Below are 21,665 nucleotides of genomic sequence, written 5' to 3' on the forward strand. Positions count from 1 at the left end.
GTGTTGTTTACGGTTGGCGATTGCGCAAATGCGCGTTGAATGCCGTCGCGTCCATAAACCCGGTTACACGCTGCGTCAGCTGTTCTTCCCCCTGTTCATTGAAGAACAGGATGGTAGGCAGCCCGAGCACATTAAGTTGCTTCAGTAGAGCCTTATCCTGCGCGCTGTTGGCGGTAACGTTCGCCTGGAGCAGAACGGTATCGCTCAGCGCATGTTGTACCTGCGGATCGCTGAAGGTGTATTTTTCAAACTCTTTGCAGGCCACGCACCAGTCGGCGTAGAGATCGAGCATGACCGGTTTGCCTTTCGCCTGCGCCAGGGCGCGGTTAAGGTCATCCACGTTCTTAATCTGTATAAAATTCAGATGAGCCTGCGTTTGACCTGCCGGGGTGCCAAACGCCCAGTCCTGTAGTGGACGGACGCTCACCAGCGCGGCCGCCAGCAGAAGGATCTGTAGCAGGCGCATCCACGGTTTCTTCGCCCCCAGACTCACGATAAACGCCCAACTGAAGAAGGCCACGCCGAGCATCGCCCACAGACGTGTACCCCACACATCACCAATGATGCGCTCCAGCAGGAATACCGGTAGCGCCAGAATGACAAAACCAAACGTGGTTTTCACCGTCTCCATCCACGGTCCGCTCTTCGGCAACAGACGATTGCCAAACACCGTCACCAGGATCAGCGGCAGGCCCATGCCGAGCGCGTAGAGGTACAGCGTGCCGGCGCCGAGCCACAGGTTGCCGCTCTGGGCAATATATAACAGGATGGCGCTCAGCGGCGCGGTGGTGCAGGGGGAGCAAATCAGCCCGGCGATGGCACCCATGGCGAACACGCCGCCCGCAGAGCCACCCTGCTGACGGTTGCTCATTAGCGTCAGACGCGTTTGCAGGGAAGAAGGCAGTTGCAGGGTGAACAGGCCAAACATCGACAGCGCCAGCAGAATAAACACCGCTGACAGACCGATAAGCACATAAGGGTGCTGAAGGGCGGCCTGGAACTGCAACCCGGCAGCGGCGACCACGAGGCCGAGCGCCGTATAGGTTAACGCCATGCCCTGCACATAGATAAAGGCCAGCAACAGCGCGCGGGCAGTGGAAAGGCGTTGTTTACCGCCCAGCACGATGCCAGAGATAAGCGGGTACATGGGCAGTACGCAGGGCGTAAAGGCGATGCCGATACCAATCAATAACGCCCAAAGCGCTGAGAACGGAAGGTCTGAAGCGGTTTCGCCTTCACCCCTCACCCTGGCCCTCTCCCCTGAGGGGAGAGGGGAGGCCGCCGCTTTCACTTCGCTAAGCGGAACGACCTTTGTTTCAGGGGGATAGCAGAAGCCCGCATCGGCGCAGCCCTGATACGTCACCGTCAGGGTAGCGCCTTTATCCGCCTGATTCACCGTGACGGGCACGCTTAAGCGCTGACGATAAATTTCACTCTTACCGTAGAACTCGTCCTCGTGCCACTCGCCAGCGGGCATCTGCAATGCGCCGACGTTCGCCTTTGCCGGCGTGATGCTGACCTGCTTGCGATAGAGGTAGTAACCCTCTTTCACCTGCCAGGTGAGACTGAGATCGTGCTGGTTTTGCTGAAAGTCGAAAACGAACGCCTGGTCGGCAGGAATAAAGTTCGAACGGCCGGGTGCGTCAAACAATCCGGCAAAAGCTGACGTGCTGCACAGCAGCAGGATCAGCGTAATGAAGCGTTGAGCCATGAGAGATAATCGTTATCGCCGTGGACCACTGGCAGAACCAGCAGCTCCGGGGTTTGGTATGGATGATGAGACTTGAGGCAGTCGAGGAGCGCCTGCTGGTTTGTCAGGTTGGTTTTGAGCAACATCTGGACTTCGTACTCTTGCTCCAGCTTGCCTTCCCAGTAATAAAGGGAGGTGGCGCCGGGAAGAAGTGTGACACAGGCAGCCAGTTTTTCGGCCAACACTTTGGCGGCCAGATCCTGGGCAGAAGCTTCATCAGGGGCGGTGCACAGTACAACAACAGCATCAGGCGTGTTCACAAGTCGACCTCCTCATCACGAAAGTCTTCACTATATCACGCAAGGCGGTTGGTCATTAATGAAACGGGCCGCAGAGCGGCCCGATTTTAACTATTTTTACAACGGCTAATCGTTTACAGCACAATGCCGCCGATGATAAAGCCGAGGATCACGCAGAGCGTAATCGCCACCACGCCCGGGATCAGGAACGCGTGGTTAAACACGTATTTACCAATACGGGTTGAGCCGGTGTCATCCATCTCAACCGCGGCCAGCAGGGTTGGGTAGGTGGGCAGAACGAACAGGGCGGAAACCGCTGCAAAAGAGGCAATCGCCGTCAGCGGCGTTACGCCCAGCATCAGTGCCGCAGGCATCAGCGCTTTGGTGGTCGCAGCCTGGGAGTACAGCAGCGTCGCGGCAAAGAACAGCACTACTGCCAGCAGCCACGGATAGTTGTGCAGCAGGTCGCCTGCAACGGTCTGGATATCGCTGATGTGCGCTTTCACAAAGGTATCGCCGAGCCACGCCACGCCCAGCACGCACACGCAGGCGCTCATACCGGATTTGAAGGTGCTGGCGTTCAGCACTTCGCTGGTGTCGATTTTACAGGTGATGCTGATCAGCGTCGCGATGGTCAGCATAAACACCACAATGGCTTCGTTACGCGGCAGAACCGGGTTCTGGATCAGACCTACCGTATCGCTGATGGCGGTGGCGTAGAACATCACGGCGACGATACCAATCAGGAACAGCAGCACGGAGCGTTTTGCATGCGGCTTCAGCTCGAAGACCTGGCTACCGCGCAGGCTCACTTCACCTTTTGCCAGACGCTCCTGGTAAACCGGATCGTCTTTCAGCTCGGCGCCAAGGAAGTTACACAGTACGGCAGTGATCATTACCGCAATCAGCGTGACCGGAATACAGATTGCCAGCAGCGTCAGGTAACTTACGCCCATCGGCTCAAGGATACCCGCGAAGAAGACCACCGCCGCGGAAATGGGCGAGGCGGTAATCGCAATCTGGGAGGCGACCACGGCAATAGAAAGAGGGCGAGACGGGCGAATACCCTGCTCTTTCGCCACTTCGGTGATTACCGGCAGCGTGGAGAAAGCGGTGTGGCCGGTACCGGCGAGAATGGTCATAAACCAGGTCACCAGTGGGGCAAGGAAGGTGATGTATTTCGGATGGCGACGCAGCATTCGCTCCGCCAGGCTCACCAGGTAGTCCATACCGCCTGCGACCTGCATAGCCGCGATAGCAGCAATAACCGCCATGATGATTTCGATAACGTCAAAAGGGATTGCGCCGGGTTTAATCTGAAAGATCAGGGTAAGTACAAGCACTCCGAGACCGCCAGCAAAACCGATGCCGATACCCCCGAGTCGTGCGCCCAAATAAATCGCCAACAGGACGATGACGAGTTCTGCTCCAAACATAAAGACCTGCCTTGCTCATTAACAAGTTGATATTGAATTGTTGTGTTTTGGTAACGCCCATAAAGAAAAAAGGCACGTCACAAGTGACGTGCCTTTCGGAAGCTTAGCCTGAACGGTTACTGTTCGCTTTCATCGGTATATCGTTTCGCTTTATATGCCGGGTGCATCAGGTTCTGGGCGGAGAAGATATCGTCCAGTTCGGCTTCGGTCAACAATCCTCGCTCGAGAACCACCTCACGCACGCTCTTACCGGTTTCGGCACAAATCTTCCCGACGATATCGCCGTTGTGGTGGCCGATGAACGGGTTGAGGTAGGTGACGATGCCGATGGAGTTATAGACGTAGCCTTCACACACTTCTTTATTCGCGGTGATGCCGTTGATGCATTTTTCCAGCAGGTTGTAGCAGGCGTTGGTCAGAATATGGATAGATTCAAACATCGCCTGGCCAATCACCGGCTCCATCACGTTCAGCTGGAGCTGACCGGCTTCCGAGGCCATGGTGACGGTCGTATCGTTACCAATAACCTTGAAGCAAACCTGGTTCACCACCTCTGGCACCACCGGGTTCACTTTAGCTGGCATGATGGATGAACCCGCCTGCAACTCTGGCAGGTTGATTTCATTCAGGCCAGCGCGCGGACCGGAGGAGAGCAGGCGCAGGTCGTTACAGATTTTGGACAGTTTCACCGCCAGACGTTTCAGTGCGCTGTGCACCATCACGTAGGCGCCGCAGTCTGAGGTAGCTTCAATCAGGTCTTCCGCAGGCACAACCGGCAAGTTGGACACTTCAGCCAGCTTCTGTACCGCCAGCTGCTGATAGCCATCTGGCGTGTTCAGGCGTGTACCGATGGCGGTTGCGCCCAGGTTCACTTCCAGCAGCAGTTCGGACGTGCGCAGCAGGTTTTTGGTCTCTTCATTCAGCAGCACGTTAAACGCGTGGAATTCCTGTCCGAGGGTCATTGGCACCGCGTCCTGCAACTGGGTACGGCCCATTTTCAGGATGTCCTGGAACTCAACGGCTTTACGCTGGAAGCCATCGCCCAGCTGATTAATCGCGTCGACCAGTTTGACGATAGAGGCATACACCGCGATGCGGAAGCCGGTTGGGTAGGCGTCGTTGGTGGACTGACATTTGTTAACGTGGTCGTTCGGGTTCAGGTACTGGTATTCACCTTTCTGATGACCCATCAGCTCCAGGCCGATGTTTGCCAGCACTTCGTTGGTGTTCATGTTGACGGAGGTGCCCGCGCCGCCCTGATAGACGTCGACCGGGAACTGATCCATGCATTTGCCGTTGTTCAGCACCTCATCGCACGCGGCGATAATCGCATTTGCAGCGCTTTTAGGAATGGTTTGCAGCTCTTTGTTCGCCAGAGCCGCGGCTTTTTTTACCATCACCATACCACGCACAAATTCAGGGATGTCGCTGATTTTGCTGTTGCTGATGTAGAAGTTTTCAATCGCTCTCAGAGTGTGAACACCATAGTAGGCATCCGCTGGAACTTCCCTGGTACCCAACAAATCTTCTTCGATACGAATGTTGTTTAACATGTGAACCTTCTTTTCAAGCTGCCGATGGATTGTACTAAACACACAGTATATATGTGGTTTTGAATATTTTATGACCGACGATTATTCCCTCAATCGGCCAGATGTTCGAGATCATATGCTGATAATAGCGAATTGCCGTAAGCTGGATCACTTATTATCGACCCGATTTCATGATAATTATTAATCTGTGAAATATGTCACCGCTTTAATATTTCCAGAAAAAATATCCGTGCAAACCGATTGAATTTTGGCTAACCGTCACCATTTCTTATCTACGCGCTTCGCGAACACATTCAGTCAGGGGCCTGAAGGCACCTGCCACACAGGAGATGCCAGTGCGCTGGATACCATTTATTGCTTTCTTTCTTTATGTTTACATTGAGATTTCGATTTTCATCCAGGTTGCCCATGTGCTGGGCGTCCTGCTGACGCTGATTCTGGTGATCTTCACCTCCGTCATCGGCATGTCGCTGGTGCGCAATCAGGGTTTCAAAAATTTCCTGTTAATGCAGCAGAAGATGGCCGCAGGCGAAAGCCCGGCAGCCGAGATGATCAAAAGCGTGTCGCTGATTATTGCTGGCCTGCTGCTGATCCTGCCTGGTTTCTTCACCGACTTCCTCGGCCTGCTGTTGCTGTTGCCGCCGGTGCAGAAGCATCTGACCATGAAGCTGCTGCCGCACCTGCGTTTCAGCCGTATGCCAGGCGGTGGTTTCAGCACCGGCCCGGGGGATACCTTTGAAGGGGAATATCAGCGTAAGGATGAGCAGCGCGACCGGTTAGATCATAAAGACGATCGGTGAGTTTGTGGCCCGGTGGCGCTCGCTCACCGGGCCTGCGGCTTTTGCCGCTTCGGTAAAAACACCCACAGCCCCGCCAGCATGACGATGGCGTACACACTCTTCCATCCCACCATCGCCAGCAGCATCAGGCACAGGACACACCCGACAGCCGCCAGCGCCTTAAAGCGTCCTTTCAGCAACCGACAGCCCGCCAGCATGCACAGCAGGTAGATCATGATGAAAATACCGTTGGCGTAGACAATCAGCGCGTCAAGGTTGATGTCGAGGAGATAAATGGCCAGGGAACTCACCACGCAGCAGCCCAGTACGGTATTCAGCGCATTCACCGGAAGCTGACGCTTTGACAGGCGTGAGAGGGGGCTATCCGGTTTATAAAGTGCCTGAGACCACACCAGCCGGGCGAAGCTCTGAATATAGATGTTGAGGCTGGCAAAGCAGGCGAGATAGCCAATCACGCAGGCTACCCACAGGGCCTTAACGCCAAACAGCTGCACCACGATGCCCGGCAGCGACGCGGCGGCAGCTTTCTCTTCACCGAACGCGTTGAAGTGCAGCACCAGTACGGTACAGGCCCAGTACACGGTACCCGCCAGCAGCAGGCCAATCATCAGGGCGCGGGGGAAATCACGCTCGGGCTGTTTAAACTCGGATGCCAGATGAGCGAACGCCTCCAGACCGACGAAACACCAGAACATGACGGATAGTGCAGCGAAAAGCTGTGCGTGGTCGATGTCGTTAATCGCGGGGAAAGGAATATCCGCCACGGTAATGTCACCCGCAAACCAGATGGCGACGATCAGCGCGACAATTAACACGGCGACCAGCGTTTGCAGATTGGCGCTGGAACTGGCCCCGCGTGAGCCTACCCACCAGACAATCGCCAGCGTACCGAGTTCAGCCAGCAGCAGCTGTTCATCGTGCCAGCCAAACAGCGCCTGTCCGAAGCCGGTTGCGATATGCAGGGCTGCCGGAAGGCCAACGGGTATCACCGACAAAAATAGCCAGCCGGTGACGCGCTCCATCCGCGGCCCAAACGCCATGCCGACAAAATGCGCTACGCCGCCTGCGCTCGGGAAGTGCCGCCCGAGTATGGCAAAGACAATCGCCACCGGAAACACCAGCACGATCAGCACCGGCCATGCCCAAAGACTGTTATTGCCGGCAACCAATGCCGCCAGCGCGGGAACCGCAAATACCCCCGTGCCTAATAAAGACGTTGAGAGTAAGCCAATGCCCTGCGCCAGCCCCAACTCCTGCCTGAGTCCACTCATTTACCTCGTCCCGCGACCATCAAAAGAGAGTGGATGGTAACACTTTCGCAAATTTTTTTTCGATTACCCCTTGAAGGGGTAAAAAGCTATCCCCATCTCTCAGGGCACTAGCCGGAAAACCGCATGCGGACCGGCGTCATCCATAACTGATAATGACTTTCTCAAAGGAGAGCTATCAATGAGTATTCGTCCGTTACATGATCGTGTGATCGTCAAACGTAAAGAAGTTGAAACCAAGTCTGCTGGCGGCATCGTTCTGACCGGTTCAGCAGCAGCAAAATCAACGCGTGGCGAAATCATCGCTGTCGGTAAGGGCCGCATCCTGGAAAACGGAACTGTGCAGCCACTGGACGTTAAAGTTGGTGACATCGTCATTTTCAACGATGGCTACGGCGTGAAATCCGAGAAGATCGACAATGAAGAAGTGTTGATCATGTCCGAGAGCGACATTCTGGCAATTGTTGAAGCGTAATTAACGCACGAAACTGTACGAATTTGAGGAAATAAGAACATGGCAGCTAAAGACGTAAAATTCGGTAACGACGCTCGTGTAAAAATGCTCCGCGGCGTAAACGTACTGGCAGACGCAGTGAAAGTCACTCTGGGCCCGAAAGGCCGTAACGTAGTGCTGGACAAATCCTTCGGCGCGCCAACCATCACCAAAGATGGTGTTTCTGTTGCACGTGAAATCGAGCTGGAAGACAAGTTCGAAAACATGGGCGCACAGATGGTGAAAGAAGTTGCCTCTAAAGCGAACGACGCTGCCGGTGACGGCACCACCACCGCGACCGTACTGGCGCAGGCGATCATCACCGAAGGCCTGAAAGCCGTTGCTGCGGGCATGAACCCAATGGATCTGAAACGTGGTATCGACAAAGCTGTCGCCTCTGCTGTTGAAGAACTGAAAGCGCTGTCCGTACCGTGCTCTGACTCTAAAGCCATTGCTCAGGTTGGTACTATCTCCGCTAACTCCGACGAAACCGTAGGTAAACTGATCGCTGAAGCGATGGATAAAGTCGGTAAAGAAGGCGTGATCACCGTTGAAGACGGTACTGGTCTGGAAGACGAACTGGACGTGGTTGAAGGTATGCAGTTCGACCGCGGTTACCTGTCTCCATACTTCATCAACAAGCCAGAAACTGGCGCTGTTGAGCTGGAAAGCCCGTTCATCCTGCTGGCTGACAAGAAAATCTCCAACATCCGCGAAATGCTGCCAGTGCTGGAAGCCGTTGCGAAAGCAGGCAAGCCGCTGGTAATCATTGCTGAAGACGTTGAAGGCGAAGCGCTGGCGACTCTCGTGGTTAACACCATGCGTGGCATCGTGAAAGTGGCAGCGGTTAAAGCACCTGGCTTCGGCGATCGTCGTAAAGCGATGCTTCAGGATATCGCTACCCTGACTGGCGGTACCGTGATCTCCGAAGAGATCGGTATGGAGCTGGAAAAAGCGACCCTGGAAGACCTGGGCCAGGCGAAACGCGTTGTGATCAACAAAGACACCACCACCATCATCGACGGTGTGGGTGAAGAAGCTGCTATTCAGGGCCGTGTTGGTCAGATCCGTAAGCAGATCGAAGAAGCAACTTCCGATTACGACCGTGAAAAACTCCAGGAGCGCGTAGCGAAACTGGCAGGCGGCGTAGCGGTAATCAAAGTCGGTGCGGCTACCGAAGTTGAAATGAAAGAGAAGAAAGCACGCGTTGACGATGCCCTGCACGCGACCCGTGCTGCGGTAGAAGAAGGCGTGGTTGCTGGTGGTGGGGTCGCGCTGGTGCGTGTAGCCGCTAAACTGGCTGGCCTGACTGCTCAGAACGAAGACCAGAACGTGGGTATCAAAGTTGCGCTGCGCGCGATGGAAGCTCCTCTGCGTCAGATCGTGTCCAACGCCGGTGAAGAGCCGTCTGTGGTTGCGAACAACGTGAAAGCGGGTGAAGGTAACTACGGTTACAACGCGGCAACTGAAGAATACGGCAACATGATCGACTTCGGTATCCTGGATCCAACTAAAGTGACCCGTTCTGCACTGCAATACGCGGCATCTGTAGCTGGTCTGATGATCACGACCGAGTGCATGGTGACCGACCTGCCTAAAGGCGACGCGCCTGACTTAGGTGCTGCTGGTGGTATGGGCGGCATGGGTGGCATGGGCGGCATGATGTAATCATGTTGTTCTGAACCTCTCAGAACGAACCCCGGGCAGCAATGCCCGGGGTTTTTTATTGTCTTCTACTCAAACGTGCCTTTCACGCACACAACGCCTCCACTCACCATCTGGCGGCCTTTCGCCCAGACCTCGCGGATCTTCAGATCATCGGTCAGCACCAGGACGTCGGCATCGCATCCGGGCGCGATCCGCCCTTTATGCTCCAGGCCGAGAAACTCCGCCACGTTACGCGTAAACGGCAGAAGCGCCTCCTCCAGCGGCAGGTGATACCGGCCGACCAGCTGCTGTAGCGTCTCAAGCAGGGACTCAAATCCCGCCACGCCAATGCCAACAAGATTACCATTTGCGTCAAAATTCGGCTGGCTGCCGTTGCCATCCGAGCTGAGCGTGAGCCGGTTAAACGGCACCTGTGCTTCACGGGCCGTCGCGATAGCGGTGGCGGCATCAACAGGCTCGCTGATGCTGGTGGTGATGTCGATGTACCCCCCTTCGCGGGCATAGTCCAGTGCGGCGTGGAACAGTGCCTGGGCGCGGTTGACGTGAGTTGGCAGCAGCTTCGTGCAGGGCACGTCGGCGTTATTCAGGATGTTAAGCAGCGGCTCCAGCAGTTTCGGGCTGTTGCCGAGGTGAAACACGGATATCCCCGCTTTGGCGCCCAGCAGCCCGCCGACTCGCGACTGGGCGGCTATATTCGCGAGCTGGTCATCTGCCGGAGCGGAAGAGCGATGGTCGGAAATCGCGCATTTCACGCCAATGATTTTATCAATCAGCGCCACATCCTTTTCGATACTGCCGGTAATCGTCGGAGAAGGCAGGCCATACGCGCCTGTCAGCATCCACGTGCTGATCCCTTCATGCTCGAGCGCCCGCGTTTTCGCCAGCAGCGACTCGGGATGGCGGGTCACGCCGTCGGTGCCCAGCAGGCCAACAACGGAGGTGATGCCAGCCGCCACCAGCGCAGACAATCGCACCTCTGGCGTCCGGGTGTGGGGACCGGCTTCACCGCCGCCGCCAATCAGGTGTACATGCTGATCGATAAACCCCGGACAAACCACCGCTCCGGCGAGATCGCTTTCAGGACAGTCTGGCCTCGTTGTGGCGTGGCCCGCTTTTTCGACTGCGACGATTTTTCCTCCGGCAATCAGCAGATCGCAATGCCCAAGATCCTCGGGAGCGTAAAGCTGCGCATTGCGGAAAAGGTGCGGTTCCAGCACTGAAAAATCCATTTTTATCTCCTCAGAAGAGTAGCTGCATCACCCACATTGAGAGCAGGGCGTTAATGACGCAGATAGTGATAATGTGCGGATAATACTTCGGGTTGACGCCTGCGGTGCCAAGGCAACGGCCCGTGTTTTGCACCGGATTACCCATCAGATAGATGGCGGGCAGCAGGATGGTAGCATCGTGACCGTTGAGCGTGCCGGCAGCGACCAGACTGGCGCAGACCCCCACACCGCCGCCCATGCTCATTACCGAGGCCAGAAGAACCGTTGCCGCCGCACCCGGAAGCCCCCACAGGGCCATGATGGGCTCGCATACCCTGCCGACAATATCCAGCAGGCCGGTTACCTTGAGCGCCTGAATGATGACAAACGCCATGACCACGTTCGGCAGCAGGCTGGTGGTGGCGATGGTAAAGCCGCGGCGGGCGCCATCGATAAACAGGTCCATGATATTTTTACGCGGCTGGGCGATCATCTTTCCTCCTGAACGCGGCGAACTTCCATGTGGGCGATCCACAGTCGCAGGAAGTTCGCTCCAACAAATTTGAACACCAGAATGACGGCAAGCGGCGTGATCACCGGGACGGTAATAAAGGTAAAGAGTGCGGCACCAGAAGAAAAATAGTTGGTAATAATGGCGCTACCGCTGGTCTGGAAGGTGGCGAAAATGGCGCGTTCATGGTCAGTAATCGCCCCTTCGTCAGTCAACTCTTTGGTCATCCCTGCGGCTGCATCGGTATTTTGCAGGTTGGCGATAAGCGCCAGAGAGCAGATGCCCGGCACGCCGAGCAGCGGGCGCAGAATGGGCGTCATGAGCTGTTGTGCGGCGCGCAGCCCGCCCAGCCCCTCGGTAACGGCAATGATCCCGAGCGATAAAATGACCGAGGGCGCCAGTTCAAGGGCAAATAAAAAACCGTCTTTCGCTCCTGTGCCGCCCTCACCGCGAAACGTCAGCGCGCCGTTCACCGCTCCAAAGCTGCCGTTCAGCACGGTAAAATCCAGCACGCGCCACCATTCAGTACTTTTGGCGAAAAAACCTGAGAAAAATACGATGGTGAGCACGAACGCCAGATAGCCCACCCAGGTTACTTTTTCCTCTCCTGAGGATGATGCACTCATGAAACCCCCTTTTTTGAGTCGCGTACAAAAGTTGTACGTCGCATCACTAAAAACGATCGGGGGCTAAAACACGATATCCCAAAGGTTATTATCAGAATTCATTTAAGATGTCGGAGGAGTGCGAGCGGAATCTGGCTCGCAGAAATGCTCAGCATTTTTCTTTTGGTCATCTTTTTAGTATAAGGTTTACACGCGGACAACTACTGTCCAGCTTATTGAAAACGAGGAATAACATGCGCATAAAAGTCTGTGCAGGGATTGTAGGTGCAGCATTGCTGCTGGCGGGTTGTAGCACCAGCAATGAGCTGACGGCAGCGGGCCAGAGCGTTCGCTTTGTGGAAGATAAGCCGGGCAGCGAATGCCAGCTGTTAGGCACCGCCACTGGCGAGCAAAGCAACTGGATGTCGGGGCAGCACGGCGAAGAGGGCGGCTCTATGCGCGGTGCGGCCAATGCCCTGCGTAATCAGGCTGCGGCAATGGGCGGCAATGTGATTTACGGGGTGAGCAGCCCGACGCAGGGGATGCTGTCCAGCTTTGTGCCAACCGCCAGCCAGATGAACGGCCAGGTCTATAAGTGCCCGAACTGAGATAACTTTTTGATGGCGCTGCCGCTTTATCTCCAGGGCAGGTAAGCGTAGCGCCACCTGCCTTTTTACTGCTGCCGCAGCTGCAAATCCAGCGGCGTCTTACTCGGCTCTCCGCCAATCTCACGTGCCAGCTTCGGCACCATATAACCCGAAACCAGCGTTAACAGCTCGCGCATAATCTTCCGGGCCTCTTCATCTGTCACCATGAAGTGCGCCGCGCCCTGGACGCGATCCAGAACATGCAGGTAATAGGGCATTACGCCCGCATCAAATAAGGCATTGCTGAGATCGGCCAGCACGCGGGCGCTGTCGTTCACGCCGCGCAGTAATACGCTCTGGTTGAGCAGCGTCACGCCTGCCTTTCGCATACGCGCCATCGCCGCACGAAAGTCCGCGTCAATTTCATTCGCGTGGTTGATATGGTTCACCAGCAGCACCTGCAAACGGGACTGCTCCAGGCGCGTGACCAGGGTGTCGGTAATACGCGCCGGGATGACGATCGGTAAACGGCTGTGAATGCGCAGACGCTTAATGTGCGGGATGGTCTCAAGCTGAGTCAGCAGCCAGTCCAGCTCATGATCTTTTGCCATCAGCGGGTCGCCGCCGGAAAAGATGATTTCATCCAGCTCCGGGTGCGCCGTGATGTACTCCAGCGCCACCTGCCAGTTGCGCTTATTGCCCTGGTTTTCGGCGTACGGGAAGTGGCGACGGAAGCAATAGCGGCAATTTACCGCGCAACCGCCCTTAACCAGCAGCAGGGCACGATTGCGGTATTTATGCAGCAAACCCGGGACGACACTGTTCTGCTCTTCCAGCGGATCGGTGCTGTATCCGGGAGCGGTAATAAACTCATCCTGAGAAGTAAGCGTTTGTTTTAATAACGGATCATCAGGGTTACCCTTTTCCATTCGGGCAACAAACGCGCGGGGAACGCGCAGGGCGAAAAGGCGCTTCGCCTCACGACCTGCACGCAACGCTTCGTGCTGTTCGAGGTCTAAAAGACGCAGCAATTCATCAGGACTGGTGATTACATCGGCAAGTTGCGATAACCAATCTTCTCTGGACGGGGTGTTTAGGGTTACAATATGCGCCATTTTGTGGCTTAGCTACCAGTTAACAAATTTAGAGGGCCTTATGGCAACGTACTATAGCAACGATTTTCGTGCTGGTCTTAAAATCATGATGGACGGCGAACCGTACGCGGTTGAAGCCAGCGAATTCGTTAAACCAGGTAAAGGCCAGGCATTCGCACGCGTTAAGCTGCGCCGCCTGCTGACCGGTACCCGTGTTGAGAAAACCTTCAAATCTACTGACTCCGCTGAAGGCGCTGATGTTGTCGATATGAACCTGACTTACCTGTACAACGACGGTGAGTTCTGGCACTTCATGAACAACGAAACCTTCGAGCAGCTGTCTGCGGACGCGAAAGCGATTGGCGACAACGCCAAGTGGCTGCTGGATCAGGCTGAGTGCATCGTTACCCTGTGGAACGGTCAGCCTATCGCGGTTACGCCTCCGAACTTCGTTGAGCTGGAAATCGTTGAAACCGATCCAGGTCTGAAAGGTGATACCGCAGGTACTGGCGGCAAGCCTGCCACCCTGTCTACCGGCGCTGTGGTTAAAGTGCCACTGTTCGTACAGATCGGTGAAGTGATCAAAGTGGATACCCGCTCCGGCGAATATGTATCCCGCGTGAAGTAATTTACGTCATGATTAAAGGCGCAGCGCTCGCTGCGCCTGATTTTGCAGGCAGGGAAGATGAAACGTACCGTTAAAATTCTGCTTCTGTTAGCGTTCTCAAGCGCAATTCTCTCCGGTTGCAACACCGCGCGTGGCGTGGGCGAAGATATTCAGGATCTCGGCCATATCATTTCCCATGCGGCCAGCTAATTCCGTCTAATTTTCCTAAAAATTCTTCCTTTTCCGTCAAACGACAAGATCTTGTCTATTCTTAAGTTGCTATACACAAAATAACTTTGGCTATAAAAGGAAGATATTATGGTTAAGAAAACAATTGCAGCGATCTTTTCTGTTCTGGTGCTTTCTTCGGTACTGACTGCATGTAACACCACCCGTGGCGTAGGGGAAGATATCTCCGACGGTGGTAACGCGATTTCTGGCGCAGCAACTAAAGCTCAGAACTAATGAAAGCGACGGTACGGCAGCTAACTTCACCGTACCGTCAATTCTCCACTTCCTGTAGCGATAAAAACGGGGAGTAACGCGTATCCATATGAAGCTTCATGCGGATATTGCGTTTGTACGTATACACCGTTTTTCCGTTAATGCGCAGATTGCTGGCAATTTTCTGGTTGCTCGCACCATCCATCCACAGGGTCAGTACTCTCTCTTCCTGACGCGTCAGTAACGGTGCCGCCATTTCCGGAAGCTCCGCGCTTGCGCATGTCGTTAGCGCGTCGTTTATCACCGCCGCCAGTTTTTCCAGATCGGTATTTTTGGAAAGTGAAGACCATATCGGGAACTGCGCCAGATAATCTGTCATCTCCTGCCCCGATTGCAGCATAATAAAAGGCAATGTTTCGCTGGCAATAAGCAGGGAAGATAGCTGCTGAAAATGGTGTAAATCCTGCCGGAAGCCCGATAAATCAGCGATGACCAGCGCAGGTTTCCATTGCAGGATATGCTCTCTGGCGAGGAAAAGATTATTTACCCCGGTTACGACGAAATGACCCGAAAACAGGTCTGAATGATTGAGCCAGGCTTCAAATCCCGTGCGGGTGAAGTGACAACGGTCAATCAAAAGAATTTTGAACATATAATTTTCGCAGTCGGCTAGTGGTTTGGCTTCCTGCCATCAGAAAGCCTATCATCATAGAGAAGTCGGATGAGTCATAAATGCCTGAACTCCGTGCCTTACTGAGGCTATTTCTTGCCTTAACGTGTTCAGCAGAAAAAGTTTGAAAAAAAATTCCATGCTAACCAAAATATAAGGCGCAACCTCAGCCTTGCGGGACGACCCGTAAGCGCTTCATTCATCGGGGACGGCCCCAACTTGTCGTTAAGTTAAGGAGCCTGATATGTCCTGGATCGTTCTTGTTATTGCCGGTTTGCTCGAAGTGGTATGGGCAATTGGCCTGAAATATACCCACGGTTTTACCCGCCTGACGCCCAGCGTCATCACTATCGCCGCAATGATTGTCAGTATCGTTATGCTGTCATGGGCGATGCGAACCTTGCCAGTCGGAACGGCTTACGCTGTCTGGACTGGAATTGGCGCGGTAGGAGCTGCCATTACCGGCATTCTGCTGCTGGGGGAGTCTGCGAGTCTGGCGCGTATCGCCAGCCTCGCGTTAATCGTCGCGGGTATCATCGGGTTAAAACTCAGTACGCACTAATGCAGCTGTTTTACCCAGATTAATTTCGTCACGTCAAACCCTTGCCGGGTCGCTATGTCCAGCATCTGCTGTTTCATTTCCGCCGGGATCGTTGGCGTGCGGGAGAGGAGCCATAGATAGTTGCGATCCGGCCCACACACCAGCGCATGGCGGTACTCTCTGTCCAGCGCAATGACGTTATACCCGCCGTAGAATGGGCCGATGAAAGAGACTTTCATGGCCGCGCGGTTAGACGCGCCGGTGAAATAGGCCTGACCAACTGACTGCTGCCACATCTGGCGATCCGGGTTATAACCGCGGTTAATGACCCGGATCCCGCCGTCATCCATCGCGCTGTAGCTGACCGTGACTTTTTCTAAGCCCCGTTCGAACTGATGGTCCATTCGGGCGATTTCATACCAGGTGCCGAGGAAGCGCTGTGCGTCGAAATTACTGACTACCGTGACGCCAGGCGGAGGAGTAGGGGAACTGCAAGCAACCACTAAAAACGCGGCTGTTACTGCGGCAATAACAGGCAGAATGCGCATAGGAGTTTCCTTACTGTTTTTTGTTAAGTGTAGATGACAGCAAGGAAAATGCGGGAGATTGTGCAGGGTGTTTTGCCGGGTGACGGCTTCGCCTTACCCGGCCTACAAAGTTCACGCGTTGTGTAGGCCGGGTAAGCGCAGCGCCACCCGGCAATGTTTTACTGTAGCGCCTCGAGGATATGGTATGCCGCCTCAACGCGTGCCGGGTTCGGATAGCTTGTATTCGCGAGCATCACAATACCGATCTGCTTTTCAGGAATAAAGGCCACGTAGCTGCCAAACCCGCCAGTAGAGCCCGTTTTATGGACCCAGGACGCTTTGACCGGGGGAGCCGGTGGATTCACTTCTGCCACGGGCAACGGCGCCAGCGCTACCTTACTGTCACTGCCCTCGACCACCGTGTTGGCCTCCACGGGCCAGTTGAGCATCTCCCAGCCCAGACCCTGATACATTGACCCGATACGCCAGTAGCGCGACTGCGCCAGCGCGATGCCCTGCTTAAGTGAGGCATCAGCAACGTTCTCCGGCGCCATGTTTGCCATGACCCAGTTCGCCATATCCTGCACGTTGGTTTTCACGCCATAGGCTTGTGCATCCAGCATACCCGGCGAAACACGCACCGCTTTACCATCACGATAGCCCCAGGCGTAATGCGCCTCTTCCGCTTTCGGCACGTTAATCCAGGTATGGTCCAGCTTGAGCGGCTTAAGGACCCGCGTCGTCATGGCTTGCTCATAGGGCATGCCAGAAGGTTTGACCGCCAGCGCACCAAAAAGACCGATGCTGGCGTTGGCGTAAAGACGCGTTGTGCCAGGCTTCCACTGCGGCTGCCAGTTTTGATAAAAGCGCAGCAGGGAGGCGTTATCCGTGACCTCATCCGGTACCTGTAGCGGCAGGCCGCCAGCGGTGTAGGTGGCGAGATCCAGCATACGAATACCCTGCCACTGCTTGCCCGTCAGCTGTGGCCAGTATCTGGTCACCGGATCGTCCAGCGAAATTTCACCGCGAGCAATGGCATCCCCACCTAAAACGCCGGTGAAGGTTTTACTTATAGAACCCAGCTCGAACAGGGTCTGAGGCGTAACGGATTTATTCGCCGCGATATCGGCCTTGCCAAACGTGTAATAGTGCGGTTTTCCCTGATAAATAACGGCCACCGCCATGCCTGGAACAGACTGGGCTTTCATCAGCGGGGTAACCGTATTCGCAACCACCTCCGCCAGCTGTTTTTCTGACACTGGCGTGGCGAGAGCAGAGCAAGAGATGCCGAGCAGCAGGGCGCAGCAAAGGGATTTTTTCATCATCAGTAATCTTCCGTAATAGCGAGTCAAGGGGATGTCCGGGCCCGTCAGACAGGCGTAGTCTGTTGGATTTGACAGTGCCTGACAAACGGTTAAATTTAGCATTAGCTGTTAATTTTTCTAACGGAAGCGACCATGACGCGAAGCTATCTACCCCTCAATTCGCTTCGGGCTTTTGAGGCCGCCGCAAGACATCTCAGCTTTACGCATGCGGCCATTGAACTGAACGTGACGCATTCGGCTATTAGCCAGCATGTGAAAACGCTGGAGCAGCACCTGAACTGTCAGCTGTTCGTTCGCGTGTCGCGCGGGCTGATGTTGACTACTGAGGGCGAAAATTTACTGCCGGTGCTGAATGATTCGTTCGATCGTATAGCCGGAATGCTGGATCGCTTCGCTAACCATCGTGCGCAGGAGAAGCTGAAAATCGGCGTGGTGGGTACGTTTGCCACCGGGGTCTTATTCTCGCAGCTGGAGGATTTTCGCCGTGGCTACCCACACATCGATCTTCAGCTTTCCACCCATAACAACCGCGTTGATCCGGCTGCCGAAGGGCTTGACTATACGATCCGCTACGGTGGCGGGGCGTGGCACGGTACCGAGGCTGAATTTCTTTGTCATGCGCCGCTCGCGCCGCTGTGTACGCCTGATATTGCCGCCAGTCTGCACAGTCCGGCCGACATCCTCAGGTTTACGCTGCTGCGCTCCTACCGACGCGACGAGTGGACCGCGTGGATGCAGGCGGCCGGCGAGCATCCCCCTTCGCCAACGCACCGCGTGATGGTATTTGATTCGTCCGTGACCATGCTGGAGGCCGCTCAGGCAGGGGTGGGTATTGCTATTGCGCCTGTCGATATGTTTACCCATCTGTTAGCCAGCGAGCGCATTGTGCAGCCCTTTGCGACGCAGATTGAGCTCGGCAGCTACTGGCTGACCCGATTGCAGTCCCGGGCAGAAACGCCAGCCATGCGCGAATTTTCCCGGTGGCTGGTGGAGAAGATGAAAAAGTAAAAAGCCCGCCGGATGGCGGGCCTGTTCAGTCAGATGGTGACCACGGCAATCAACGTGACGACCGTCAGAATGGTCGCCAGACCGTAGAAGACCCATTTACCGCTTGGCACATGGATTTTCAGATCGTGCATCGCATGGTGGATACGATGCAGACCACACCACAGCGGCAGGACGATCATCAGGAAGATGAACACGCGGCCAATAAAGCTGCTCGCAAAGGCCAGTACGCGCTCATAGCTCAGCGCATCGCCCGGGAACAACCCCAGCGGCAGCATGATCCCGACCAGCAGGATAATGACCGGGGCAATAATGGCGCTCCACATGCCGCCTGCGCCAAACAGCCCCCAGAAGACCGGCTCGTCTGAACGTTTTGGATTTGGATTGATCACAGTAGTCTCCTTACCAGAACAGTGCGACAAACAGAATGACCACAGAGACAACTGCCGTCACTGCCCAGAGCCCTTTAATGACCGGCTCTGGCCCCATTTTTTCGCCTTTTACAATGATGTTCGCTGCTTTTGGCGCCAGTTCAAACCAGGTTTTGGTATGAAGCAGCGCGGCGGCGAGCACAATCAGGTTCAGCACAACGATGATTGGGTTTTGCAGGAAGCCCACAAAACTGGCCCAGGCTTCCGGGCCGTGCTTGAGGGCATAAACCCCGTACAGCAGTTCGAGGCTGAACCAGACCGCGGGAACAGCCGTGCCTTCACGCAGCATATAGAAGCGATAAAACGGCAGTTTTTTCCACCAGGTGGACGGCATTGGCCGCACGTAGGCTTTGCGTTTAGTCGTCATCATGCACTCCTTAGCGTGGTTTCAGGGTAGCGATAAGAAAGTCTTTCGAGCTTTCCACCTTTCCCTGCTGAATGGCGGCGGCCGGGTCGACGTGCTTCGGACACACTTCGGAGCAGTAGCCCACGAATGTGCAGCTCCAGACCCCGTTCTGGCTGTTAAGCTGCGCCATACGTTCTTTTTTACCGTGGTCGCGGCTGTCTTCGTTATAGCGGTGCGCCAGGGTAATGGCGGCCGGGCCGATGAACTCAGGGTTCAGGCCAAACTGCGGACAGGCGGCATAGCACAGGCCGCAGTTGATGCAGCCGGAGAACTGATGGTATTTCGCCATCTGCGCGGGCGTCTGGGTGTTTGGCCCCTGATCCGGCGTGCGCGGGTTGCCGATGATGTACGGCTTAATCGCTTCGAGGCTTTCGATAAAGTGGGTCATGTCGACCACCAGATCGCGCTCAATCGGGAAGTTGCCCAGCGCTTCAACCTTGATACCTTTGGTGTAATCACGCAGGAAGGTTTTACACGCCAGCTTTGGCACCTTGTTGACCATCATGCCGCAGGAGCCGCAAATTGCCATGCGGCAGGACCAGCGGTAGCTCAGGTCTGGGGCCAGGTTATCTTTGATATAGCCGAGCGCATCCAGCAGGGAGGTTTGCTCGTCGTAAGGGACTTCATAGAAAGCGCTGTGCGGCGCGGCGTCCACTTCCGGATTGTAGCGCACCACTTCAATTTTCAGTTTTTGCATCTCAGCCATTCGCCTTCTCCTTCTTATCGGCGGCTTCTGCTTCTGCACCGTACACGCGTTTCGCCGGTGGCAGCGTGGTGATTTTCACGTCGCTGTAGTCCAGTCGCGTAGTGCCATCCGCATCGCGCCAGGCGAGAGTGTGTTTAAGGAAATTGACGTCGTCACGTTCGGTGCAGCCCTCATCCAGGCGCTGGTGCGCGCCGCGGGACTCTTTACGCGCCAGGGCGGAATGGGCCATACATTCTGCGACGTTCAGGCCGTGGCCCAGTTCAATGGTATAAAGCAGATCGGTATTGAAGACGCTGGAGGTGTCGGTGATGCGCACGCGTTTGAAGCGCTCCTGCAACTCGGCCAGCTTGTCGACGGTTTTCTGCATCAGCTCTGGCGTACGGTAGATCCCGCAGCCTTCTTCCATCGACAGCCCCATTTCGTCGCGGATCTTCGACCAGTTTTCGTTACCTTCCTGGTTCACCAGGTCTTTCAGGCGTTTTTCGACGTCTGCAACCTGCGCATCCAGCGCCGCGCTGTTAGCTTCACCTGCCGTTGCGGCACGCTCCATCGCACGTTCGCCCGCCATGCGACCAAAGACCACCAGCTCAGCCAGCGAGTTCGAGCCCAGACGGTTTGCGCCGTGCAGACCGACGGAGGAACACTCGCCCACCGCAAACAGCCCTTTGATGCGGGTTTCGCACTGCTGGTCGGTTTCGATACCGCCCATGGTGTAGTGCGCGGTTGGACGCACCGGGATCGGCTCTTTCACCGGATCGACGCCCACATAGGCTTTCGCCAGCTCGCAGATAAACGGCAGACGCTCCAGCAGTTTCTTCTCGCCGAGATGACGCAGGTCGAGATGCACCACGTCGCCGCGCGGCGTTGAGATGGTGTTGCCTTTGCGCCACTCGTGCCAGAAAGCCTGAGAAACTTTGTCGCGTGGGCCGAGTTCCATGTATTTGTTTTTCGGCTCGCCAAGCGGGGTTTCCGGACCCATGCCGTAATCCTGCAAATAGCGATAGCCGTTTTTGTTGACCAGAATACCGCCTTCACCGCGGCAGCCTTCCGTCATCAGTATGCCGGAGCCCGGCAGGCCGGTTGGGTGATACTGGACGAACTCCATATCACGCAGCGGGACGCCGTGGCTGAGCGCCATGCCCATACCGTCACCGGTGACGATGCCGCCGTTGGTGTTGTAGCGGTATACGCGACCCGCACCGCCCGTTGCCATCACCACCGCCTTAGCGCGGATCTGGACAAGCGTGCCTTCCATCATGTTCATCGCCACCAGTCCGCGCGCATGACCGTCGTCGACCAGAATGTCGAGAACGAAATGTTCGTCAAAGCGCTGGATTTGTGGGAACTGGAGGGAGGTCTGGAACAGGGTGTGCAGCATGTGGAAGCCGGTCTTATCGGCGGCAAACCAGGTGCGTTCGATCTTCATGCCACCGAAGCGGCGGACGTTGACGCTCCCGTCCGGACGGCGGCTCCACGGGCATCCCCACTGTTCCAGCTGGGTCATTTCCGTTGGGCAATGGTGCACGAAGTAATCAACGACATCCTGTTCGCAAAGCCAGTCGCCCCCTGCAACCGTGTCGTGGAAATGGTATTCGAAGCTGTCATGATCCTGCGCGACGGCGGCGGATCCTCCTTCTGCGGCTACCGTGTGGCTGCGCATCGGATAGACTTTTGAAATCAATGCGATTTTAGCGTTCGGATTGGCTTGTGCCGCAGCAATTGCAGCGCGTAATCCAGCCCCGCCAGCGCCTATTACGGCAAGATCGGCTTGAAAAGTTTGCACGACATTCC

25 protein-coding genes are annotated in these 21,665 nt (G+C 55.6%); 9 read left to right on the forward strand and 16 right to left on the reverse strand.

The genetic code is table 11. From position 1 onward, the window contains the following. Positions 1-7: 7 nt before the first annotated feature. From AC4OVU_RS02490 to aspA, 4 genes are all read right to left on the reverse strand, one after another. The gene (locus tag AC4OVU_RS02490) at positions 8-1,711 is read right to left on the reverse strand and encodes a protein-disulfide reductase DsbD (RefSeq protein WP_032671508.1); all 1,704 of its coding nucleotides are present in this window, start codon (positions 1,709-1,711) and stop codon (positions 8-10) included. Continuing rightward, on the reverse strand, positions 1,687-2,010 hold the full coding sequence (cutA, locus tag AC4OVU_RS02495) for a divalent cation tolerance protein CutA (RefSeq protein ID WP_003855908.1): 324 nt from the start codon (positions 2,008-2,010) through the stop codon (positions 1,687-1,689). Before cutA ends, AC4OVU_RS02490 begins: the two co-directional genes overlap by 25 nt. 113 nt (positions 2,011-2,123) lie before the next feature. Further along, on the reverse strand, positions 2,124-3,425 hold the full coding sequence (locus AC4OVU_RS02500; RefSeq protein WP_003855921.1) for an anaerobic C4-dicarboxylate transporter: 1,302 nt from the start codon (positions 3,423-3,425) through the stop codon (positions 2,124-2,126). Positions 3,426-3,541: 116 nt separating this feature from the next. Then, a complete protein-coding gene (aspA, locus tag AC4OVU_RS02505; RefSeq protein WP_015572444.1) occupies positions 3,542-4,978 on the reverse strand; it encodes an aspartate ammonia-lyase in 1,437 nt (478 codons plus the stop codon). Positions 4,979-5,313: 335 nt separating this feature from the next. On the opposite strand from aspA, the gene AC4OVU_RS02510 reads away from it, so the two are divergent. Next, a complete protein-coding gene (locus AC4OVU_RS02510; RefSeq protein ID WP_003855925.1) occupies positions 5,314-5,778 on the forward strand; it encodes an FxsA family protein in 465 nt (154 codons plus the stop codon). Positions 5,779-5,801: 23 nt separating this feature from the next. On the opposite strand, the gene yjeH is transcribed toward AC4OVU_RS02510, so the two are convergent. Then, positions 5,802-7,049 (reverse strand): L-methionine/branched-chain amino acid transporter, encoded by a 1,248-nt coding sequence (gene yjeH, locus AC4OVU_RS02515; RefSeq protein WP_017383970.1) that lies wholly within the window; start codon positions 7,047-7,049, stop codon positions 5,802-5,804. Positions 7,050-7,227: 178 nt separating this feature from the next. On the opposite strand from yjeH, the gene AC4OVU_RS02520 reads away from it, so the two are divergent. Both AC4OVU_RS02520 and groL read left to right on the forward strand, forming a co-directional pair. Further along, a complete protein-coding gene (locus AC4OVU_RS02520; protein ID WP_003855929.1) occupies positions 7,228-7,521 on the forward strand; it encodes a co-chaperone GroES in 294 nt (97 codons plus the stop codon). 39 nt (positions 7,522-7,560) lie between these two features. Continuing rightward, positions 7,561-9,207 carry a chaperonin GroEL gene (gene groL, locus AC4OVU_RS02525; protein ID WP_015572446.1) on the forward strand — a complete coding sequence of 549 codons (1,647 nt, stop codon included), beginning with the start codon at positions 7,561-7,563 and terminating at the stop codon, positions 9,205-9,207. 65 nt (positions 9,208-9,272) lie between these two features. Here groL and iadA read toward each other — a convergent pair whose 3' ends face one another. The 3 genes from iadA to AC4OVU_RS02540 are packed head-to-tail and all read right to left on the reverse strand — an operon-like array spanning position 9,273 to position 11,552. Continuing rightward, complete coding sequence (iadA, locus tag AC4OVU_RS02530) at positions 9,273-10,436, reverse strand: beta-aspartyl-peptidase (protein ID WP_491928620.1); 1,164 nt, start codon at positions 10,434-10,436, stop codon at positions 9,273-9,275. A gap of 10 nt (positions 10,437-10,446) precedes the next feature. Continuing rightward, positions 10,447-10,908, reverse strand: a complete 462-nt coding sequence (locus AC4OVU_RS02535; protein ID WP_015572448.1) for a YjiG family protein — start codon at positions 10,906-10,908, stop codon at positions 10,447-10,449. After that, a complete protein-coding gene (locus tag AC4OVU_RS02540; protein WP_032646960.1) occupies positions 10,905-11,552 on the reverse strand; it encodes a nucleoside recognition domain-containing protein in 648 nt (215 codons plus the stop codon). The genes AC4OVU_RS02535 and AC4OVU_RS02540 overlap by 4 nt, the downstream gene beginning before the upstream one ends. A gap of 233 nt (positions 11,553-11,785) precedes the next feature. On the opposite strand from AC4OVU_RS02540, the gene AC4OVU_RS02545 reads away from it, so the two are divergent. Then, positions 11,786-12,139: a DUF4156 domain-containing protein gene (locus AC4OVU_RS02545; RefSeq protein ID WP_003855938.1), complete on the forward strand. Its 354-nt coding sequence runs from the start codon at positions 11,786-11,788 to the stop codon at positions 12,137-12,139. A 65-nt stretch (positions 12,140-12,204) separates the two neighbouring features. On the opposite strand, the gene epmB is transcribed toward AC4OVU_RS02545, so the two are convergent. Continuing rightward, positions 12,205-13,233 carry an EF-P beta-lysylation protein EpmB gene (gene epmB / locus AC4OVU_RS02550; protein ID WP_017383968.1) on the reverse strand — a complete coding sequence of 343 codons (1,029 nt, stop codon included), beginning with the start codon at positions 13,231-13,233 and terminating at the stop codon, positions 12,205-12,207. A gap of 40 nt (positions 13,234-13,273) precedes the next feature. On the opposite strand from epmB, the gene efp reads away from it, so the two are divergent. The 3 genes from efp to ecnB all read left to right on the forward strand — a co-directional run bounded on the left by efp (position 13,274) and on the right by ecnB (position 14,284). Continuing rightward, positions 13,274-13,840: an elongation factor P gene (gene efp, locus AC4OVU_RS02555; protein ID WP_003855940.1), complete on the forward strand. Its 567-nt coding sequence runs from the start codon at positions 13,274-13,276 to the stop codon at positions 13,838-13,840. A gap of 57 nt (positions 13,841-13,897) precedes the next feature. After that, positions 13,898-14,029 (forward strand): entericidin A/B family lipoprotein, encoded by a 132-nt coding sequence (locus AC4OVU_RS02560; RefSeq protein ID WP_015572451.1) that lies wholly within the window; start codon positions 13,898-13,900, stop codon positions 14,027-14,029. Positions 14,030-14,137: 108 nt separating this feature from the next. Further along, the gene (gene ecnB, locus AC4OVU_RS02565) at positions 14,138-14,284 is read left to right on the forward strand and encodes a lipoprotein toxin entericidin B (RefSeq protein WP_003855942.1); all 147 of its coding nucleotides are present in this window, start codon (positions 14,138-14,140) and stop codon (positions 14,282-14,284) included. A 37-nt stretch (positions 14,285-14,321) separates the two neighbouring features. Here ecnB and AC4OVU_RS02570 read toward each other — a convergent pair whose 3' ends face one another. Beyond that, the gene (locus AC4OVU_RS02570; protein WP_110292749.1) at positions 14,322-14,915 is read right to left on the reverse strand and encodes a helix-turn-helix transcriptional regulator; all 594 of its coding nucleotides are present in this window, start codon (positions 14,913-14,915) and stop codon (positions 14,322-14,324) included. A 262-nt stretch (positions 14,916-15,177) separates the two neighbouring features. Between AC4OVU_RS02570 and sugE the strand changes: the two genes are divergently transcribed. After that, on the forward strand, positions 15,178-15,495 hold the full coding sequence (sugE, locus tag AC4OVU_RS02575) for a quaternary ammonium compound efflux SMR transporter SugE (protein ID WP_015572453.1): 318 nt from the start codon (positions 15,178-15,180) through the stop codon (positions 15,493-15,495). Here sugE and AC4OVU_RS02580 read toward each other — a convergent pair. Together AC4OVU_RS02580 and AC4OVU_RS02585 are read right to left on the reverse strand one after the other, a co-directional pair. Further along, positions 15,492-16,022 carry a lipocalin family protein gene (locus AC4OVU_RS02580; protein WP_059295261.1) on the reverse strand — a complete coding sequence of 177 codons (531 nt, stop codon included), beginning with the start codon at positions 16,020-16,022 and terminating at the stop codon, positions 15,492-15,494. The genes sugE and AC4OVU_RS02580 overlap by 4 nt on opposite strands. Before the next feature lie 158 nt (positions 16,023-16,180). After that, positions 16,181-17,326: a cephalosporin-hydrolyzing class C beta-lactamase ACT-65 gene (locus AC4OVU_RS02585; protein ID WP_047726486.1), complete on the reverse strand. Its 1,146-nt coding sequence runs from the start codon at positions 17,324-17,326 to the stop codon at positions 16,181-16,183. Positions 17,327-17,458: 132 nt separating this feature from the next. On the opposite strand from AC4OVU_RS02585, the gene ampR reads away from it, so the two are divergent. Continuing rightward, positions 17,459-18,334: a LysR family transcriptional regulator AmpR gene (ampR, locus tag AC4OVU_RS02590; protein WP_003855952.1), complete on the forward strand. Its 876-nt coding sequence runs from the start codon at positions 17,459-17,461 to the stop codon at positions 18,332-18,334. A 29-nt stretch (positions 18,335-18,363) separates the two neighbouring features. Here the strand turns inward: ampR and frdD are convergent, their stop codons facing one another. From frdD to frdA, 4 genes are read right to left on the reverse strand one after another with little or no spacing between them, the layout of a single operon-like run. Then, positions 18,364-18,723 carry a fumarate reductase subunit FrdD gene (gene frdD / locus AC4OVU_RS02595; RefSeq protein ID WP_000609653.1) on the reverse strand — a complete coding sequence of 120 codons (360 nt, stop codon included), beginning with the start codon at positions 18,721-18,723 and terminating at the stop codon, positions 18,364-18,366. A 10-nt stretch (positions 18,724-18,733) separates the two neighbouring features. Next, positions 18,734-19,129, reverse strand: coding sequence for a fumarate reductase subunit FrdC (gene frdC, locus AC4OVU_RS02600; RefSeq protein ID WP_017383964.1), 396 nt, complete (start codon positions 19,127-19,129; stop codon positions 18,734-18,736). A gap of 10 nt (positions 19,130-19,139) precedes the next feature. Beyond that, on the reverse strand, positions 19,140-19,874 hold the full coding sequence (gene frdB, locus AC4OVU_RS02605) for a fumarate reductase iron-sulfur protein (RefSeq protein WP_032620819.1): 735 nt from the start codon (positions 19,872-19,874) through the stop codon (positions 19,140-19,142). After that, positions 19,867-21,657 carry a fumarate reductase (quinol) flavoprotein subunit gene (gene frdA, locus AC4OVU_RS02610; RefSeq protein WP_017383963.1) on the reverse strand — a complete coding sequence of 597 codons (1,791 nt, stop codon included), beginning with the start codon at positions 21,655-21,657 and terminating at the stop codon, positions 19,867-19,869. The genes frdB and frdA overlap by 8 nt, the downstream gene beginning before the upstream one ends. Between the last annotated feature and the right edge of the window lie 8 nt (positions 21,658-21,665).

The sequence above is a fragment of the Enterobacter sp. 6722112 genome (genome assembly GCF_058661685.1).

Bases quoted from the DNA above. Each gene is read 5' to 3' on its own strand.
- AC4OVU_RS02490 (WP_032671508.1), bottom strand. From the start codon at position 1,711: ATGGCTCAACGCTTCATTACGCTGATCCTGCTGCTGTGCAGCACGTCA.
- AC4OVU_RS02500 (WP_003855921.1), bottom strand. From the start codon at position 3,425: ATGTTTGGAGCAGAACTCGTCATCGTCCTGTTGGCGATTTATTTGGGC.
- aspA (WP_015572444.1), bottom strand. From the start codon at position 4,978: ATGTTAAACAACATTCGTATCGAAGAAGATTTGTTGGGTACCAGGGAA.
- yjeH (WP_017383970.1), bottom strand. From the start codon at position 7,049: ATGAGTGGACTCAGGCAGGAGTTGGGGCTGGCGCAGGGCATTGGCTTA.
- AC4OVU_RS02520 (WP_003855929.1), top strand. From the start codon at position 7,228: ATGAGTATTCGTCCGTTACATGATCGTGTGATCGTCAAACGTAAAGAA.
- groL (WP_015572446.1), top strand. From the start codon at position 7,561: ATGGCAGCTAAAGACGTAAAATTCGGTAACGACGCTCGTGTAAAAATG.
- iadA (WP_491928620.1), bottom strand. From the start codon at position 10,436: ATGGATTTTTCAGTGCTGGAACCGCACCTTTTCCGCAATGCGCAGCTT.
- AC4OVU_RS02535 (WP_015572448.1), bottom strand. From the start codon at position 10,908: ATGATCGCCCAGCCGCGTAAAAATATCATGGACCTGTTTATCGATGGC.
- AC4OVU_RS02540 (WP_032646960.1), bottom strand. From the start codon at position 11,552: ATGAGTGCATCATCCTCAGGAGAGGAAAAAGTAACCTGGGTGGGCTAT.
- AC4OVU_RS02545 (WP_003855938.1), top strand. From the start codon at position 11,786: ATGCGCATAAAAGTCTGTGCAGGGATTGTAGGTGCAGCATTGCTGCTG.
- epmB (WP_017383968.1), bottom strand. From the start codon at position 13,233: ATGGCGCATATTGTAACCCTAAACACCCCGTCCAGAGAAGATTGGTTA.
- efp (WP_003855940.1), top strand. From the start codon at position 13,274: ATGGCAACGTACTATAGCAACGATTTTCGTGCTGGTCTTAAAATCATG.
- AC4OVU_RS02560 (WP_015572451.1), top strand. From the start codon at position 13,898: ATGAAACGTACCGTTAAAATTCTGCTTCTGTTAGCGTTCTCAAGCGCA.
- ecnB (WP_003855942.1), top strand. From the start codon at position 14,138: ATGGTTAAGAAAACAATTGCAGCGATCTTTTCTGTTCTGGTGCTTTCT.
- AC4OVU_RS02570 (WP_110292749.1), bottom strand. From the start codon at position 14,915: ATGTTCAAAATTCTTTTGATTGACCGTTGTCACTTCACCCGCACGGGA.
- sugE (WP_015572453.1), top strand. From the start codon at position 15,178: ATGTCCTGGATCGTTCTTGTTATTGCCGGTTTGCTCGAAGTGGTATGG.
- AC4OVU_RS02580 (WP_059295261.1), bottom strand. From the start codon at position 16,022: ATGCGCATTCTGCCTGTTATTGCCGCAGTAACAGCCGCGTTTTTAGTG.
- AC4OVU_RS02585 (WP_047726486.1), bottom strand. From the start codon at position 17,326: ATGATGAAAAAATCCCTTTGCTGCGCCCTGCTGCTCGGCATCTCTTGC.
- ampR (WP_003855952.1), top strand. From the start codon at position 17,459: ATGACGCGAAGCTATCTACCCCTCAATTCGCTTCGGGCTTTTGAGGCC.
- frdC (WP_017383964.1), bottom strand. From the start codon at position 19,129: ATGACGACTAAACGCAAAGCCTACGTGCGGCCAATGCCGTCCACCTGG.
- frdB (WP_032620819.1), bottom strand. From the start codon at position 19,874: ATGGCTGAGATGCAAAAACTGAAAATTGAAGTGGTGCGCTACAATCCG.